The organism is Limnobacter sp. (assembly GCF_043511195.1).
Lineage (GTDB): Bacteria > Pseudomonadota > Gammaproteobacteria > Burkholderiales > Burkholderiaceae_B > Limnobacter.
The window spans coordinates 3,175,525-3,190,597 of sequence record NZ_CP121330.1; the positions used below are offsets into that span (position 1 = coordinate 3,175,525).

The window sequence follows — 15,073 nt, forward strand, 5'->3', positions numbered from 1 at the left end:
ACTTGGAACCCGCGATGCGCGTCAACATCCATACCTACAAGGAATCGTCATGACTCAAGCCGTTGCTGTTCGAAGAGATGGGGATTCCTTTCAGGCCAGAATCTTCTGGCGCAAGGCCGCGTGCCTGCTGGATCCGAAGAGTCCGGTGATGCAGGTTGGGTTCGAGTCAGGACCGAAAGGATTTGATGATGTCTGGGTTGCCTACGTACCCGACCGTGCACCGAACGATCATGAAGGCAAGCCAGTTTTGCGGGAGCACATCCAGTGCAAGTGGCACGTCTCCGTGAACGACTTCGGTTATGCTGATCTGGTGGATCCGGAGTGGATCAACGCCAACAGGTTCTCACTACTGCAGCGCGCCCGGGCGGCGCAGGTTGCGCACGCACGCGACGGCATAGGTGCCCGGTTCAAGCTCCTAACAAACTGGCGCATCGGGCAGACCGATCCGCTGCGTGGCTATATCAATCAGAAGTCGAAGACGCTGCGTTTGAAAGATCTGTTCGATGGAAGCACCGATCGCTCCATGGCCGGCAAGGTCAGGAAGCTCTGGCGTGAACACCTTGATATTGACGATCAGGAGCTCATGCTGCTCGCGCGCACACTTTCGTTAGACACGGACTCCACGTCGCTCGAAGACCATCGGGACAATCTGGATCTGCTGTTCGAGAATCGCGGCCTGCGACGCGTGCCTGTCAACGAAAGCAGCTTCGTCTACGACGACGTTGCTTTTCAGTGGCTTGCGCAAGGCAGACTGGACTTCAATCGGCAAACATTTCGTGAAGCCTGCAAGCGTGAGGGACTGCTGGACGGCGACGGGCGCGCGCATGTGGTATTCGGGGTGAAATCGTTCGAACACCCCTTCGACCGATTGGAGGACCGCTGCACAGTTGTGCTTGATCTGATCCCGCACTTCGACGAACGAGCAATCCGCGACCAGGCCGATTGGACAGCGACGCTCTACCCCAAGCTCAAAAGATTCCTGCAGGCTGCGGCCACGGACCAACAGCATCTTCGACTAATTCTCGACGCGCACATCACGCTGGCCTTCGCCGCAGGATCGGTGCTGAATATCAAGTCTGGCCGCAACGTCGAGATCGAGCAAAGAACCGTTCATCGGAATGTTTGGCACTCAAGCGACATGCCGCGCGACCCGTCTTGGCCGGGGTGGACATTCGATCTGGAAACGCTAAACGAATCTGGTGGAGACATTGCTGTTGCCGTCGGTCTCACCCACGATGTGGTCCCCGCCGTGAAGGCGCACATTGCTGCATCGCTGCCACAGGTAAGTTCTCTGCTGGTGGCGCGCCCAACCTGCGACGCAGGCGCGCGGTCCGTCGTGTGTGGTCGACACGCATTCGATCTGGCCGAGGGATTGGCGTTGCAGATCAACCAGAGGTGCCATGTCGACAGGCCTGCACTGCATCTCTTCATCGCAGCACCAAACGCGTTCACGTTTTTCTTCGGGCAACGTCAGCCCAGTCTTGGGAAGACAACCCTGTATGAATACGACTTCGAAGGTGCAAATGGGGCTGGCTACAGGCCATCTATCTCTCTTCCCATCTGATTATTGACGTTGCAAATAGCTTCCGCCGCTGCGCTGTTTGCACTACGTAGCCGGTCGGTCAGAGGGAGCACCCAGCGGATCGTCTTCTGTTCTAAACTTGGGATGCGCGCCAAGTTTGTAACAAGATCATAGATTCGCGGTTGTATTTCGAGTCCCCGCATGCTGCGGGTAGCTCTGGTCAGTCACATGCGGAGGAGAGGAAATGGCTAATTCCAACAAGATCAGGGTCATGCTTTCGAGCCGCTGCAATGACCTGTTCCCGGGAAAAAGTACGACCAAGCTGAGCGACATCCGGCTTGATCTCAAGAAAGACATTGAGGCCCAGAAAATTCTGGGGCGATCAGTTTTCGAGGTGTGGATCAACGAGGATGCGCCGCCAGCCGACGGTACGCTCGATAGTTGGGAGGCCTGCCTGCAGGCCGTTCGAGACTGCGATGTACTCATCGTACTATCCAACGGCAACGCTGGCTGGGCCAAGACCGGCGGCGACATCGGCATTTGCCATGCCGAGTACGCCGAGGGCTTGGCGCTGGCGCGCGGCAAGGTCCGCCTAATAGCGCTGCCCCAGGTACTGTCGGCTAAGGGCGACCAAGGTGCGCGAGACAAACGGTTCAGGGATGAACTCGCCCGTCAGACTGCATTCCGCGGAGGCGAGGTCCGTACTGTCGATGACCTTAGGAAACGGGTCTTCGAAGCTCTTGCCGATGCTGTGGTCGTGTTGACTCAACGGGGTGTGAAGTCAAGCGCTTCCAGCCGTTTTGGCATGGGGCAAGCTCTGGATTGGACGCGTCTGGACTTCAGCGCGCGCAAGCGGGAGATGGAGCAAGTCATACGTAGCGCTCTTGCATCCCAGTCAGGGGCAAAGGCTTTGGGTGACGATGTCGTCCTTCCTCTGGGAGGCAAGAATATCGGCGTAGTCGTGCACGCCATCCCGGCTGCGTTCACAGTCGCTGCAGCGCGTGAAATGGTGGGGCGTCCATTCTTGCGGGATCACGAGCGCACCGATTTGATCAAGAACGCACAAGGCCCGTTGCATCTGATCGCCTGCCACCGAGGAGCAACGGAAACCCAGGCCAGGGCCTTGTTGGGCTTCCCAGACGCCATCGTGGTTAGCGACTCGTTCGGGATCTACGTGGCGGACGAGATCCAGAAGGTCCAGTTCGCATTTCTGGCGAACTGTCGGGACGATGCACAAACTCGCCATGCCCTCCAACGTTTTCTCGAATGGCTAGAGCAGTCCACCGAAGTACTGAGGTTGGCAGCCCGTGCTCAGTCCCGGGCGAACATCGTGCGAACCATCGCGGCAGAGAACAAGAAGAAGTAGGAGCGGAAACCATGGCAAAAGATATCTTCACAGTCGGACCAGTGTTGTCGTTTCGGGGCATCGTCGATGGTCGTTGGCGGGTGACAGCATTGATCGGTGTCACAACCGACACCATCACTCCAACCCTTGAATTTGAGGGCCGCTCATGTGTGGCGCCAACGCTGCTGCTTGAGCATAAGAAGGAGCGCTACTGGCGCTACGACCTGAGCTGCGATTTGCAGGATAACGAAAGGAAAGTGGTCTTCGGCGTGGGCGGCGGCGGACCGACCTGGTCGTTCACCGTCCCCGGCCGGGGATTCGCGCCCCGTATGGCATACGTGTCTTGCAACGGATTCTCTGACCCCGGCGGCATACGCAAGCTGGTGAAGCCTGAGAACGCAGTCTGGGCCGACTTGGTGGGCAACCATGACCGCAGCTTGCGGGGGCCTGATTTCAAGCTCGACAAGGAGCAGCTCTGGCACGAGGCCCGGACGCAGGACAAGGGCGTGCAGCGGTTCCATCTCATGCTGATGGGAGGTGACCAGCTTTACTTCGATTCCATCTGGGAAGACCTGCCGAAGCTGAAGCAGTGGGTCGGCCTATCGCGCAGCAAGCAACTGACCTTCGCCGTTACACCAACGCTAGAAAAGGAAATTGAGGACTACTACCTCAGCCTGTATGCCAAACGCTGGCTGCCGCCCGCGCGCAAGCCGTGGGGCACCGTGATTGCGAACGGCGATGCCGCAGATGCGATGGCACGTATTCCAACTGTGATGATGTGGGACGACCATGACATCTTCGACGGTTGGGGCTCATACAGCGAGCCCATGCAGCACAGTCCTGTGTTCCAAGCGCTGTTCAAGCATGCCCGACGGGCCTTCTGGGTGTTTCAACTGCAGCATGCTGTTGGCGACTTGCCGACCTTGGAAGAACTCGATCTGCCAAATCTGTCGCGCAAAGATCCTCAGTTCAAGGCCATCTCCTGGCGGAAGCACCAAGCCAAGGATTCCCTGGCGTTGCCATTGATCGACGACCAGCCTGGGTTCACCTTTGCCCACCAAGTGGGTCCCGTCGCTATCGTCGCGGCCGACCTGCGAACCGAGCGCTCACGGACTCAAATCTTGGGCATGGCCACCTGGGACAAACTTCAGAAATGGTTGTCGGCTTTGCCTGCCAAGGGCAACGCCGCGCCGAACACTGGTTGCCAGCATCTGCTACTCCTTTCGTCGGTGTCGGTCGTGCATCCAAAACTGAGCCTTGCGGAAGGTCTGATGGACACATTCGGTCAGGACCATGTACTTGACAGCAGCGCGGACGACCTCAAGGACCATTGGGCGAACGACGACCACGAGGGCGAACGCAAGCGGTTGTTGGAAACACTGGCTCGGACGGCCGAAGACAAGCTACTGCGAGTATCGATCGTGTCGGGTGACGTCCATGTGGCGGCTTGGGGAAGCGCCTACCGCCGTGATATTCCTCCAAATGCGACCTGGGCTCACATCCAGCAATTTACTTCGTCCGCTGTCGTGCATCCATCCTTGATGGGCGTCGCAGAACGACTCTTCTTGTACCTGCTCAACAGCATGGCGAGCAAGCCGCAGTTGATCGATGTCCAGCACGTCGTGGAGATGATGCTGTTTCCGGGGTACAACCGGTACGTCATGCCGGCTCGGAACTGGCTCGCGTTGGAGCTTGACATGGGCACGAATGGTAACGACTGCAAATTGTGGGCAACCTGGCGATGCGAGGCGGAAAATGGTTTCTCTAACCATCTGCAAGCGGTGCAGCCCGCGCGCGTTTAGGCTGATTCTGAGAATGAAACATCGTCGCCGCGAAGCTTTCAATCAGATCGCGTAGCAGCAGACCATGCTGGGTGTAGATCACCCGGTTTCGTTGGTATAGCGGCCCCTTAGCGATCGAATTAAGAATTGCAGGTTTTGGATTCGACGTCATTCGTTTGACAAGCCCGACCGACGGCACCCAGCCTAAACCGGGCATACATTTGGATTTTTAGAGTGGTGTTTTTTGCTAAAAGTGTTAGTCCCTACACGGCGAGTGAGATAGCGAAGTTATTCCCCATTAACAGTTAGGGACATTCAGAATTGTTGCGAGCGGGCGTTTAACCCCAAGCTTGCAGGTGTCCCTATGGTCGTAGTTCCTTAAGTATCTTAATGGCGATCTGCGTGCTAGATTCCGGTTTTTGGCCGAAGCGGACCTCACATGTTTCTTTAAAAACAACTGCTTCCGACCCAAACAAGACATTAATGACTCATGGAATCCTCGAACAGTCAAGATCAGTGTTGACCTGGTCGGCAAATTCCATACGAGCGTACCAGCCCTGGCGCAACCATACACTCCCTTAGGCGAGCTTGGTCAAGGTGGCCCAGCAATGCTGGACGAGATATGCATTTTGATGTGGGCTCCGTGAAGTTTGTCGCGCGGTGATTTGGTTCCTGCAGCTTTCTTGTCGACTTCAGCTGGCGTCAATCAATGCCAAAAGGTAAGCAACAGTAATGTGGTAGGCGTCAACCTAGTCTTTCGATTACATATCGTTCTGATGCTTGATCGAAGCCAAGCTGCACGTCCGTAAGCCGACGCACCTGTAAATTGCGAACTGGTTTCATCGGCCGGTTCCCGCAGGGCCGAACCAATCCTTTTGTTTCGATTTTCCAGCGTTGCTGTCTCTCACCGTCACCAACATTTCGAGCCTCCTAAACCAGCACGGCCAATTGTCCACAGCGATAGCAAACGAAAGCCGAACAACGGGAAGAACTCAACTATACTGTATATTTACACAGTTTTCTTGGGCCGCGTAAGCTAAGAAGCGACAGATATTCTTACTTTTGGAGGCAATATTATTAAGGCAACCGGTTAAGATATTTTCTATAGAAAAAAGTAAAAACAGGTCAAAGCTAAGTGACATCCAATCCGAGCGACACAATATTAATCAGCACCGCACCCACTGAAGAGGTGGGACGGGAGACGCTGTCGAGATACGACATGCAGTTTCAAGCGGCTGCATACGCAGCCTTGGAAATATTGGAAGGGACCGGCGTTGTCTGCGTCTTTTGCGACTTCCATGATGATTTTGTGGTTAAACGGGAAAGCGCAGGTGTATCAACCTATCATTTCTATCAGGTGAAGACCAAGGGCAAGCTCAATCATCAGTGGTCCTTACTCGAAGTTCTGGGCTTCAAGAAAAGAGGACAGTCCGACGACAACGAAGCGCTGAAACGGATTCGCACTAGCTTCCTAGGGAAGTTGCTCGATCAGGGCGTGAAGTTTAGGGAATCCTGTGCCGGAGTCACCTTGCTTTCCAATGTCCATTTCGAGGATGCAGTTATTGCGCTGGTCGACGAATGGAAGGCGCGCAAGAATGAAAGCAAGGCCGCAAACCTGTTAGTGGGGAAATTTTCAGAGATCTTTACGATTGATCCACCGCTGGCTGTTAGCGAGGTACAAGACACGCTCGCCAAACTGTCGCTCAGTCCGGCCGTGGGCCATATCGCGACTGATCGAGAACCTTTTGTCAATTCTTCGCGTACAGCAATCTACAAGTACAGCGAAGTTGACTTGGATTTTTTTGAAATTTCCGACCTTGCCAATAATCTCTTGGACCTGGTGTATCAACGGTCAAAAGGCGCGTTGGCAGATGTCGCTATGACGAGTATTGAAGCGCGCGCTGGCATTGTGTTGGATGATTTGCTGAGAGTGCTAAGCATTTCGCCATCGGCATACCGGGCATTGCTAGGTGGTGAAGACGACAAGGTAATCAAGACCGCCTCCATTCTTCAGCGCGTACTCAAGGCCTCCGGGGCAAGCTCAACTATGATCGAGTATGCATCTGTTCAAAAAGTGGCATGGGACATGTGGTTCAGGGATGCTAGGCACACCTACAGCGACTTCGACTTGGAATTCTTGCTGCAGGAGTTAGACAAGACCTGCCGCGCATGGCGCAATTCCGGTGCAACGTTTGACGATTTGCAAGTCTTGATCGCAAAGTTTCTTGCTCTGAATTCAGTGGCCAAGTTTCAGACTATTACAAAAGAATTGGCACTTGGCGGGATACTTGCCGCGCTGGTAAGGAGCTATACAAAATGAGATACGAAGATTTTTTCAAAGAGGCAAAAGACCGGAATTTGCGATTGCTCGCAGACCTGCCGGCGGACGGTTCGGTGTCCGGGTTGGACAACGAAGCGCTGTTCCAGCTTCCCTTGCTATCGATGGTCATCTTGACGCTGTCAAAGGGCAGGAGCAAGCCTAAGGTCGCAGAAATAGGCCAACTGGTTGGCGAATGTCTGGAACGCACTGTCGCAGGATTTAAAGGATCGAGCCAGTTTATCGGGTGGTCGGCCAATTTACGCATCCGGACCATTCGCGCACTCGCATTCTTAGAAAAGCGCGGGTTAGCCATTGTTGAGGGGGCGGGGAAAAGCATAACTGCAACAGAACGAGGACGGATCGTCGTCGATGCCGCACTCGAGGGCGATACCCCACTCGCTTACGCATTGTCGACCATCGAGCGCAGCTTTGAAAACATCCGGGCCGAGCGAGGGATTTTGGAGGAAGTAGAGTGAGGCTCAAAGCACTGAAGATCAATCCCCGGCACGCCAATGGCTGGGAAAGCCCATTGCTAGAATTTGGGCAAAGGACGACGTCGCTCTTCGCCCCCAACGGGAGCGGCAAGACGCCGATCGTGCAATCGATCGCATTCTGTCTTGGGATGGAAGTGAAATTCCGTGAAGACATATGCGATAACTGCATCAGCGCGACTTTAACGGTCGAGCTGAATGGTGGCGATGTGGACATCGAGCGTAATTTTAGCGACAAGACCTTTGTCGTCCGCTCGGCTGGTGGCACCTGGCAGGCGGATAATGAAGCAGAATTTTCGCGCACGATATTTCAAGAACTCGGCATGGAAGTCCCTTCGCTCGTTGCTGCATCGAAGAAGTCTACCATCCCCTATGTCTCAACTGTCTTGCCCATTTTCTTCATGCGACAAGATGGTGGATACCTGGGGGCATACACCCCATCCAAGACCCCCTTCATTCAAGACCAATTCGTCGAGATGCTGCGATTCGTCTTCGGCTACCCGCCAAAGCGCGCGTATGACGTGCAGAAGTCACGGCTCGATCAAAAGGCGAAATTGGAGCATGCGCAGCGCCGCCTAGTCTTTCAACAACAAATAGTCGCAAAATTGGCGGAAGACATCGATGATTCTCCAGCCGTGGCTCAACAGTTGAGGCAGCAGTCCTTGGGGCTGACCCAGCAGATTGATGAATTGCGTAACGCTGCGGACAAGCGTAATTCGGCCGACAATGCACTTGTTGAATTGTTGAAAGTCAAAGATGAACAGATTGGCCGGTTGCGCCGGGCGAGAGCGGAGCTTCAGGCCCGCGTCGACGGCATCGATGGCATTCGTTCGGAGATCGAAGGCGAAATCAAGACGCTGTCCCTGAACGAGGAATCGCGTCGCGTATTCCTGCGATTTGAAGACATTTGCGCTAAGCCTGACTGTGGCCTCTTCATGTCAAGCCAGGAGACCTACGGCAAGAACTTGCTCTATCTAAAAGATCAGATCAAAGACCTTGAGAACAACGTCCAGCGCGCCGATGCGCAAATTGCTGGCTATGATGAGAACATCCGTAGTCAAGAAGCCGAGCGAAACATGCTTCGTGAGCGTGTTCGGCAACTCGGTGCCGAAGATGACTCTGTAGCAATCATTGTCGCGGTGCAGAATTTGACACGCGAATTAATGGGCGTTGAACAACAGCTCATTGGTATCGAAAAATTGTCTGCGGAAAAAAAGAAATATATTCAGTTCGACGAAGACCGATTCCGCATTCAGGACGGCATCGCGTCGATGACAAAAACTGGGCGTGCTGACCTTGGTTTCAACCAACTCCGCGGAGAGTTAGAGCAACTTACGGTGAAGTGGATGGATATTTTAGCGACCCCCAATGTATCGCGGCGCGTCAGCATTGAACCTGATTTCAAATACAAGTTTGGTAATGAATATCTGGACATCTTCACCGGGAGCGGCCGTGCACGTTTAGTGCTTGCAATACATGGAGCAATTTTTGAAAAATACCTAGAGGTAGAGTCGCGCCCATTCCGGTTCCTCATTCTCGATACACCTAAGCAGCACGAGCTTGAGTCACAAGACTTGGCGCGCTATCTGGTCGCACTTCAGCAGCTTTGCGATAAAAATAACGCGCAAATTGTCGTATCTTCAACTGAATACAGGCACCCGATAGAAACGCAGGATAAAGAGTGGCTCCCATCCTATCCATTCCCAGACCAGCTAATGTATTTAGGCAAGCCTGTGCAATAGTGTTTTCATGGAATCACGTGATTGATAGCGGCGCCGCTATCTCACCAGCTGCGGGCGTGACAGCGATTATGCATCGCACAGTTCATAGCTAAGCAACCGGGAAAATGAACTCATGAGTTAAGAGCAACAAACCAACACAGCTTTAGAGTACCTCGAAAGGCCGGTGATTTATTCAAGGTGCCCAATCCTATAACTCAGACGGAGTTTTCGCAGCTTTCCTGGAATTCTCCAACGATATCTTTGGCAGGGCTGCGGGTTTTGGCAAAGAAGCGGACTAGGCAAGTCGGGGGCGGACCAAACAGTATGCTTCCCTGCGTTACAGCCAGTCGCCCCCGAAACCTGGGCGGCCAGTTTCAGTCTGAAACTACCGGTGAGGCAACACCTTTTCACCGGCAAGAATTGGCCGATAGCCGACTCAAAACGTTGAGATCTGGGAAGTCCGCTTCGGCCGATTATCAGAAGCTCTGTTGCAGAGATTATTTGTCGCTAGACACTGCCGCCAAGTTAAATATATTTATATGTGACAGATGAAAATGTGCCAAAGATAGGTCGATACTCATAAATTGTCTGTGACAGAAAATTTGTCACAGAATTTGTCACAGACTTGTCACAGCCGCTTGATGGAGGTCGGAGACTCCAAGGCGATTTGCCTAATCTATGACCAATGAAGATATCTCTCCGGCGGGAATGAAGCCGCGAAAAAACAAAAAGGACCTAGCACCTCACAGCGCTAAGTCCTTGATATTCTTGGGGCGATGTATGGGGCTCGAACCCACGACCCATGGAATCACAATCCATTGCTCTACCAACTGAGCTAACACCGCCACCGTAAACCGGTACTAAATTCTTGGCCTGCCCGGAGGGGTTCGAACCCCCGACCCTCGGCTTAGAAGGCCGATGCTCTATCCAACTGAGCTACGGGCAGAATTTGCATTGTAACTCGCACACGCGAATGGGTAGAAACAACCCACTGGACAAGGATAGAACATCCTTTAAATTCGGTGGTCGGGGCAGAAGGATTCGAACCCTCGACCCTCTGGTCCCAAACCAGATGCGCTACCAGACTGCGCTATGCCCCGACAAAGAAGCGGAATTCTATGTTTATTTCAGGGTTTCGTCAAGACCTCACACAGCGTTAAGTCAAATTGAGCGCTGCGTTGAAGGGACTCTGGCCACCTGCCTTCAACAACGCCAAGCCTGTGCGATTCCTTCGCTCCAAATTCAGCCGCACGTTCCAGCCATGTTTTAACTGGTCGAAACATGGAAACCAATCGGTTTCTGATCACCGGGCTGCCATCTGAGTACACAAACTGGCGATATTCGTTTGAAATGGCGGCCTGATCAACGCCTTTCATTTGTCGCTCTGCAAGTCGGGCAAAAAAGCCATTCGCGTTGTAAGCCATGCCAGTCAACTCCCGGCAAGAGGAGGCGATGGAGGCACCGCAAAACCAGTTTGACGGGAAAAAGGCTCCTCCAGCCACCTGGCCATGCCCTCGGCACCAATCTTGATTTTCAAAGTAAGGGCAGAAGAGGACTGACCTTCATACCAGTTGGGTTTGGTGGGTTCATCGAAGGCAAGGCCTGTGCCCTGGTCAAAGTGCTGAATATGCACTTCGATTCCATCGCTTTGGGCGTACCTTGAATGCTTCAAAGGTGGAATCAAATTCAGTTGGGTTTGATAAAACCAATCTGCCGCCTTTAGCTGCATGAGAATATCGTCCACTCGATCAGGAACATCGTTACCGTCCTTGTCATCTGCTGGAACAGCATGCTTGCCTTCGGTGGTATAAAAAACCCTGAATACTCCCTCTGCCGCGCTGTGGGTGTAAAGTGCTTTGGGATGTGGCTTGGCCCACGCAGACTCCGCCTGGATTAAAAGCACACACAATGCGAGCAACAAGTACATGAGTTGTTCCAGCTTGATTACACTGAAAACCTGACTCGTCAAATATCGACCAATTCCGTCTATTTGCATGATTTTTTACTGAAATCTGACTGAAAACATTATGTTCCTGGACTTCATTGAAATTGGTACCTCCGACTTCAACACCCTGATTCAGGCTGCTGGGCCTGACACGCGGGGCCTGTCGATCGACCCCATATCACTTTACATTGATCGCTTGCCTAACCGCCCGGGCTGTAAAAAAATCAACGCGGCCATCTCCAATGTGGAAGGTACGGTGAATGTCTATTTCATACCACCTCAAATGCTGGCGAAACACAAACTGCCCAACTGGCTTCGCGGCTGCAATTCAATCGGCGCACCTCACCCAACTGTTGAAAAACTCCTCGCGAAGACTGGCCTGGCTCAACAAGATGTTCTGGTGATTCAGGCTGTACCCTGCCTTCGGCTGCAAACCATTTTTCAACAGCACGAAGTTCACGGCGTATTCATGCTCAAGGTCGACACCGAGGGACATGACGCAGTGATACTGAACGATTTTTTCAGTGATGCAAAACCCGAGCAATGGCCTCATCAAATCATTTTTGAATCGAATAAATTGTCCGACAGCGAAACGATTCATCGGCTAATTGCAAAGCTTATTTTGATGGGCTACGACATCGTGTCCTGTCAAACAGGCGGCGGCGCCAGCGACACGCATCTTCGCCTGAACCTGAACCGGCTGAAAGGTGAGCGCACTATCATTCAAACTGCGAAAGGGTATTACCTCGAGGGTTACCCGAAAAACTACTCACCGCTAAACCTGCCCCACGAGAACAATCTGGATTCAGCGCTCGGCTACGCCCGTCAACAACAAGCTGCCGGCGTCACCTTTCAATATGGTCGGTACGAAGTTCGGCAGGGCCGCTACCTGCAACGCTCTGTGAAAGACTTGCGGGTTTGCAGCTGGATCACTCTGCCCGTGGTAACAAATCATACACATCAACCGTAAAAAGACACTGGGATTAATGCCTACTTCTTTCTGAGCGTTTTCTTTTAATTTACGTTGGTATTAAATTAGAACATTACATTAAATTGTCAAATAAAATTTAGTAAATATTCCCCGTAAAACCCTTCAAGACACCACACTCTTTTCTTAATAAATTTCATAACAATATGTTTTATATATTTATTTTTCAAAAAAAGAAAAAAGAAAAATAAAAATTCTCCGTAATATTTGTTAAATCCAGAATTCCAAATAAAATCCACCTCAAATCAGCGCAAGTAGCAGTTGGACAACAACAAGTCCCGTCTGCCAAATGACCGAGCACACCGAATCAGAGGGTACAAAGCGATCTATGCCAGCGCCACCTGCTGGAGATGCGCCTATCGTCTTGACCAAGACTGACAATGCGCAATCACTTACCGGTCATGAAAAGCCAGTCCTTGTATCGCCAAAGCAAGCTGATTTATCGCAGGTAGAACAAGAAAACGAGACAGAACAAATTGAGCAGGGCGTTTTGCTCGAAAAGGATACCGACGAAGAGACTGAGAAACTGGCAGGTTTATTCGGTGCCGAGTTGGGTTTGGCTGGATTTGGTTCGCTCGCTGGAGGGGCTGTCACTCTGGGAGTAATTGCGGGTGGTTCGAGCAGTGCTGTGACACCAAGCGATGACTCCGACAGCGACTCCGACAGCGACTCCGACAGCGACTCCGACAGCGACTCCGACAGCGACTCCGACAGCGACTCCGACAGCGACTCCGACAGCGACTCCGACAGCGACTCCGACAGCGACTCCGACAGCGACTCCGACAGCGACTCCGACAGCGACTCCGACAGCGACTCCGACAGCGACTCCGACAGCGACTCCGACAGCGACTCCGACAGCGACTCCGACAGCGACTCTGACAGCGATTCCGACAGCGACTCCGACAGCGACTCCGACAGCGACTCTGACAGCGACTCTGACAGCGACTCCGACAACATCACGCTTCCTATGTTGTTAAGCGCGGATCAACTGACAGTCGCGCCACTGGGCATTCAACTGCTACAACTCCAAAACGTAGAAGCCTTAAGCGTCGAAATACACCAAGACGACCCTGAAAACTCGTCGGTTACGGTGCTTGATCCAAAAATTCAAATTTTTGCGGGCGGACAACAACCCGTATTGTCAGTTCAAGACGTGAATATTCTGAACGAGGCCTCTGCACCATCAGTTCAAAGCGACGTTGCAAATATAGATGAAAGTTCTGTCACACTTCCGGACTCATCGCAAACGGGTGAAGAAGGCCTTCTACTGAGCAATGCCTCTGTGAACTTGGGCAGCACTCTTGAAGTTCAACAGGCCACGGTGGATATTACCCGTAGCAACATCGCACAGTCGCTGCAAAATACAGCAAATGCCTTTCGAAGCACCTTCAGTGAAGACGGTCTGCGAATCGCACTTGGTACGTCAATCGACAATCTTGCAATCAACGCTGGCGGCACGCCAATGCGCTTTGACGTACAGCCCGGAGAAGCAACTTTGCCATCCGAAGGGCAAGTTTTTATCCCGACGGTTCTAATTCCGCAACTGGCACCTGTTACCGGACCAATTGGTGCAGGGCTAGAAAGCCTTCTCCTTGCTGCTGCAAACACGATTCAGACCGGTCGCCTTCCTCCGATATCCATAGTTCAAGCACTACAAGAACCAGACACGGCCATCGCCAATTCGGTGGTGACCTTGGGCACATTTGCCCTCAACGAAATGGGGATTGTCTCTAGGGACATCTCCACCACACAAAGGCAAATCGCCGATGTGACACTCGCTGTTATTAATAATTCTAAGGAGACAGACATGACTGCAGTTGTATTTGACCGAATCCAACAGGGCCCTGGTGGAGACAACCTGGCCACACGCGCAGCTGCTGCTGCGGGTGTTATTGCTGGCAATCTGCAAGGTATTGACCCGGCGAGTTACGCACCGGCACCACCCCCACCCGATGAAGGCGATCCAGTTGAGCAATCGCCTGAGCAACAATTTGCAAGCGACATGCAAGCCGCTTTTGAAGCTGGTAACCCAGCCACCGGTGGTAGCCCGGAAGACGGATTTGCCGCTGGCAGTCTTGCAGTTCAAAACTTTGCAGGTCAAATCATGGACGACACTTCCGGTGTCGCAGTCCAACTGGTCGAAGCCGTACCCTCCCTGGCAGCCGATGCCGTGGGCAATGTCGATGGTGAAAATGATGGTGACGATCCGGCCACGGATTTTGGCGAATTTGTCAACGGCCCCGACGGCGATGATGGCTTTGGCGACGATGACGCATTTGCGAACATGGATGTGATTGGTACCGAAAACGACGTACTGACAATTGCAGACGGCGTGTTGAGTTTTCCCGCTGAGGTTGTAGCTGCTGCCGCTGGCGGCGGTGGCGGCGGCGGTGAAGGACCAGCACCTTCACTGGTGAAGGGTTTGGTGCCCGCAGACGCAGCCTTTGCCTCTGCATTTGTTGAAGGCGTCGAACGCGCATTCACTGGCGTGGATGAAGGCCTGAACCTGTTTGTGACTGAATACAATGCAGGCACAGATGCATTTTTGACCTCGGTTGAAGAGCAAGGTCCAGATGCAGGGCAGGCATTTCTGACCAGTCGAGCTCCAGGCGGCAGCAACGAATTGGCCCCACGTATTCAAGCCATTTTAGAAGGTGAGGCTTATACCGACGCGCGCGGCACGCCCGACCAGAGCAATCCTGAGTTTGTTCAGGGCACACTCGAAGGTGCTCCCGGCGTAATCATGGCCTCATTGCAAGGCGGCGGTGCTCCAGTTGGTGGTGACCCCGGAGACGGACCTGACCCAGTGGGCTTTCTGGCCGGGACACCTGCTGCCATTTCGTCTTCAATCGAGGGGGGAAGTCCAACACCCTTCATCGAGCATCTGCAAACGCTCAGCCCCGCCTAACTTCGACTAACGTCAACCAACAGGTTCAAAGAAGCCTCGAAGCCCCCCGCGA

At 53.1% G+C, this 15,073-nt stretch carries 10 protein-coding genes and 3 tRNA genes; 8 read left to right on the top strand and 5 right to left on the bottom strand.

The window, feature by feature from the left end:
- Positions 1-49 precede the first annotated feature (49 nt).
- From P0D43_RS15080 to P0D43_RS15105, 6 genes are all read left to right on the top strand, one after another.
- Positions 50-1,564 carry an SAVED domain-containing protein gene (locus tag P0D43_RS15080; RefSeq protein ID WP_394672864.1) on the top strand — a complete coding sequence of 505 codons (1,515 nt, stop codon included), beginning with the start codon at positions 50-52 and terminating at the stop codon, positions 1,562-1,564.
- Positions 1,565-1,766: 202 nt separating this feature from the next.
- Entirely contained in the window at positions 1,767-2,888 is a 1,122-nt protein-coding gene (locus tag P0D43_RS15085) for a DUF4062 domain-containing protein (RefSeq protein ID WP_394672865.1), read from the top strand.
- 11 nt (positions 2,889-2,899) lie between these two features.
- A complete protein-coding gene (locus tag P0D43_RS15090; RefSeq protein WP_394672866.1) occupies positions 2,900-4,669 on the top strand; it encodes an alkaline phosphatase family protein in 1,770 nt (589 codons plus the stop codon).
- A gap of 1,168 nt (positions 4,670-5,837) precedes the next feature.
- Positions 5,838-6,968, top strand: coding sequence for a dsDNA nuclease domain-containing protein (locus P0D43_RS15095; RefSeq protein WP_394673738.1), 1,131 nt, complete (start codon positions 5,838-5,840; stop codon positions 6,966-6,968).
- Positions 6,965-7,444, top strand: a complete 480-nt coding sequence (locus P0D43_RS15100) for a hypothetical protein (RefSeq protein WP_394672867.1) — start codon at positions 6,965-6,967, stop codon at positions 7,442-7,444. The genes P0D43_RS15095 and P0D43_RS15100 overlap by 4 nt, the downstream gene beginning before the upstream one ends.
- Complete coding sequence (locus P0D43_RS15105; RefSeq protein WP_394672868.1) at positions 7,441-9,201, top strand: hypothetical protein; 1,761 nt, start codon at positions 7,441-7,443, stop codon at positions 9,199-9,201. The genes P0D43_RS15100 and P0D43_RS15105 overlap by 4 nt, the downstream gene beginning before the upstream one ends.
- Before the next feature lie 748 nt (positions 9,202-9,949).
- Here the strand turns inward: P0D43_RS15105 and P0D43_RS15110 are convergent.
- The 5 genes from P0D43_RS15110 to P0D43_RS15130 form a co-directional block, all read right to left on the bottom strand.
- A tRNA-His gene (locus tag P0D43_RS15110) sits at positions 9,950-10,025 on the bottom strand.
- 24 nt (positions 10,026-10,049) lie between these two features.
- Positions 10,050-10,126: transfer RNA gene (locus tag P0D43_RS15115), tRNA-Arg, on the bottom strand.
- A gap of 77 nt (positions 10,127-10,203) precedes the next feature.
- Positions 10,204-10,280: transfer RNA gene (locus P0D43_RS15120), tRNA-Pro, on the bottom strand.
- Between the two features lie 27 nt (positions 10,281-10,307).
- Entirely contained in the window at positions 10,308-10,604 is a 297-nt protein-coding gene (locus P0D43_RS15125) for a hypothetical protein (RefSeq protein ID WP_394672869.1), read from the bottom strand.
- A gap of 5 nt (positions 10,605-10,609) precedes the next feature.
- Complete coding sequence (locus tag P0D43_RS15130; RefSeq protein WP_394672870.1) at positions 10,610-11,176, bottom strand: hypothetical protein; 567 nt, start codon at positions 11,174-11,176, stop codon at positions 10,610-10,612.
- Positions 11,177-11,207: 31 nt separating this feature from the next.
- Here P0D43_RS15130 and P0D43_RS15135 point away from each other — a divergent pair, with 31 nt between their 5' ends.
- Together P0D43_RS15135 and P0D43_RS15140 are read left to right on the top strand one after the other, a co-directional pair.
- Positions 11,208-12,095 carry an FkbM family methyltransferase gene (locus P0D43_RS15135; protein ID WP_394672871.1) on the top strand — a complete coding sequence of 296 codons (888 nt, stop codon included), beginning with the start codon at positions 11,208-11,210 and terminating at the stop codon, positions 12,093-12,095.
- A 382-nt stretch (positions 12,096-12,477) separates the two neighbouring features.
- Positions 12,478-15,021, top strand: coding sequence for a hypothetical protein (locus P0D43_RS15140; protein WP_394672872.1), 2,544 nt, complete (start codon positions 12,478-12,480; stop codon positions 15,019-15,021).
- Positions 15,022-15,073 lie beyond the last annotated feature (52 nt).

What these genes read in the sequence shown, in the direction of transcription:
- P0D43_RS15125 (WP_394672869.1), bottom strand. Translation starts at nt 10,604, where the DNA reads ATGGCTTACAACGCGAATGGCTTTTTTGCCCGACTTGCAGAGCGACAA.
- P0D43_RS15100 (WP_394672867.1), top strand. Translation starts at nt 6,965, where the DNA reads ATGAGATACGAAGATTTTTTCAAAGAGGCAAAAGACCGGAATTTGCGA.
- P0D43_RS15080 (WP_394672864.1), top strand. Translation starts at nt 50, where the DNA reads ATGACTCAAGCCGTTGCTGTTCGAAGAGATGGGGATTCCTTTCAGGCC.
- P0D43_RS15085 (WP_394672865.1), top strand. Translation starts at nt 1,767, where the DNA reads ATGGCTAATTCCAACAAGATCAGGGTCATGCTTTCGAGCCGCTGCAAT.
- P0D43_RS15090 (WP_394672866.1), top strand. Translation starts at nt 2,900, where the DNA reads ATGGCAAAAGATATCTTCACAGTCGGACCAGTGTTGTCGTTTCGGGGC.
- P0D43_RS15135 (WP_394672871.1), top strand. Translation starts at nt 11,208, where the DNA reads ATGTTCCTGGACTTCATTGAAATTGGTACCTCCGACTTCAACACCCTG.
- P0D43_RS15130 (WP_394672870.1), bottom strand. Translation starts at nt 11,176, where the DNA reads ATGCAAATAGACGGAATTGGTCGATATTTGACGAGTCAGGTTTTCAGT.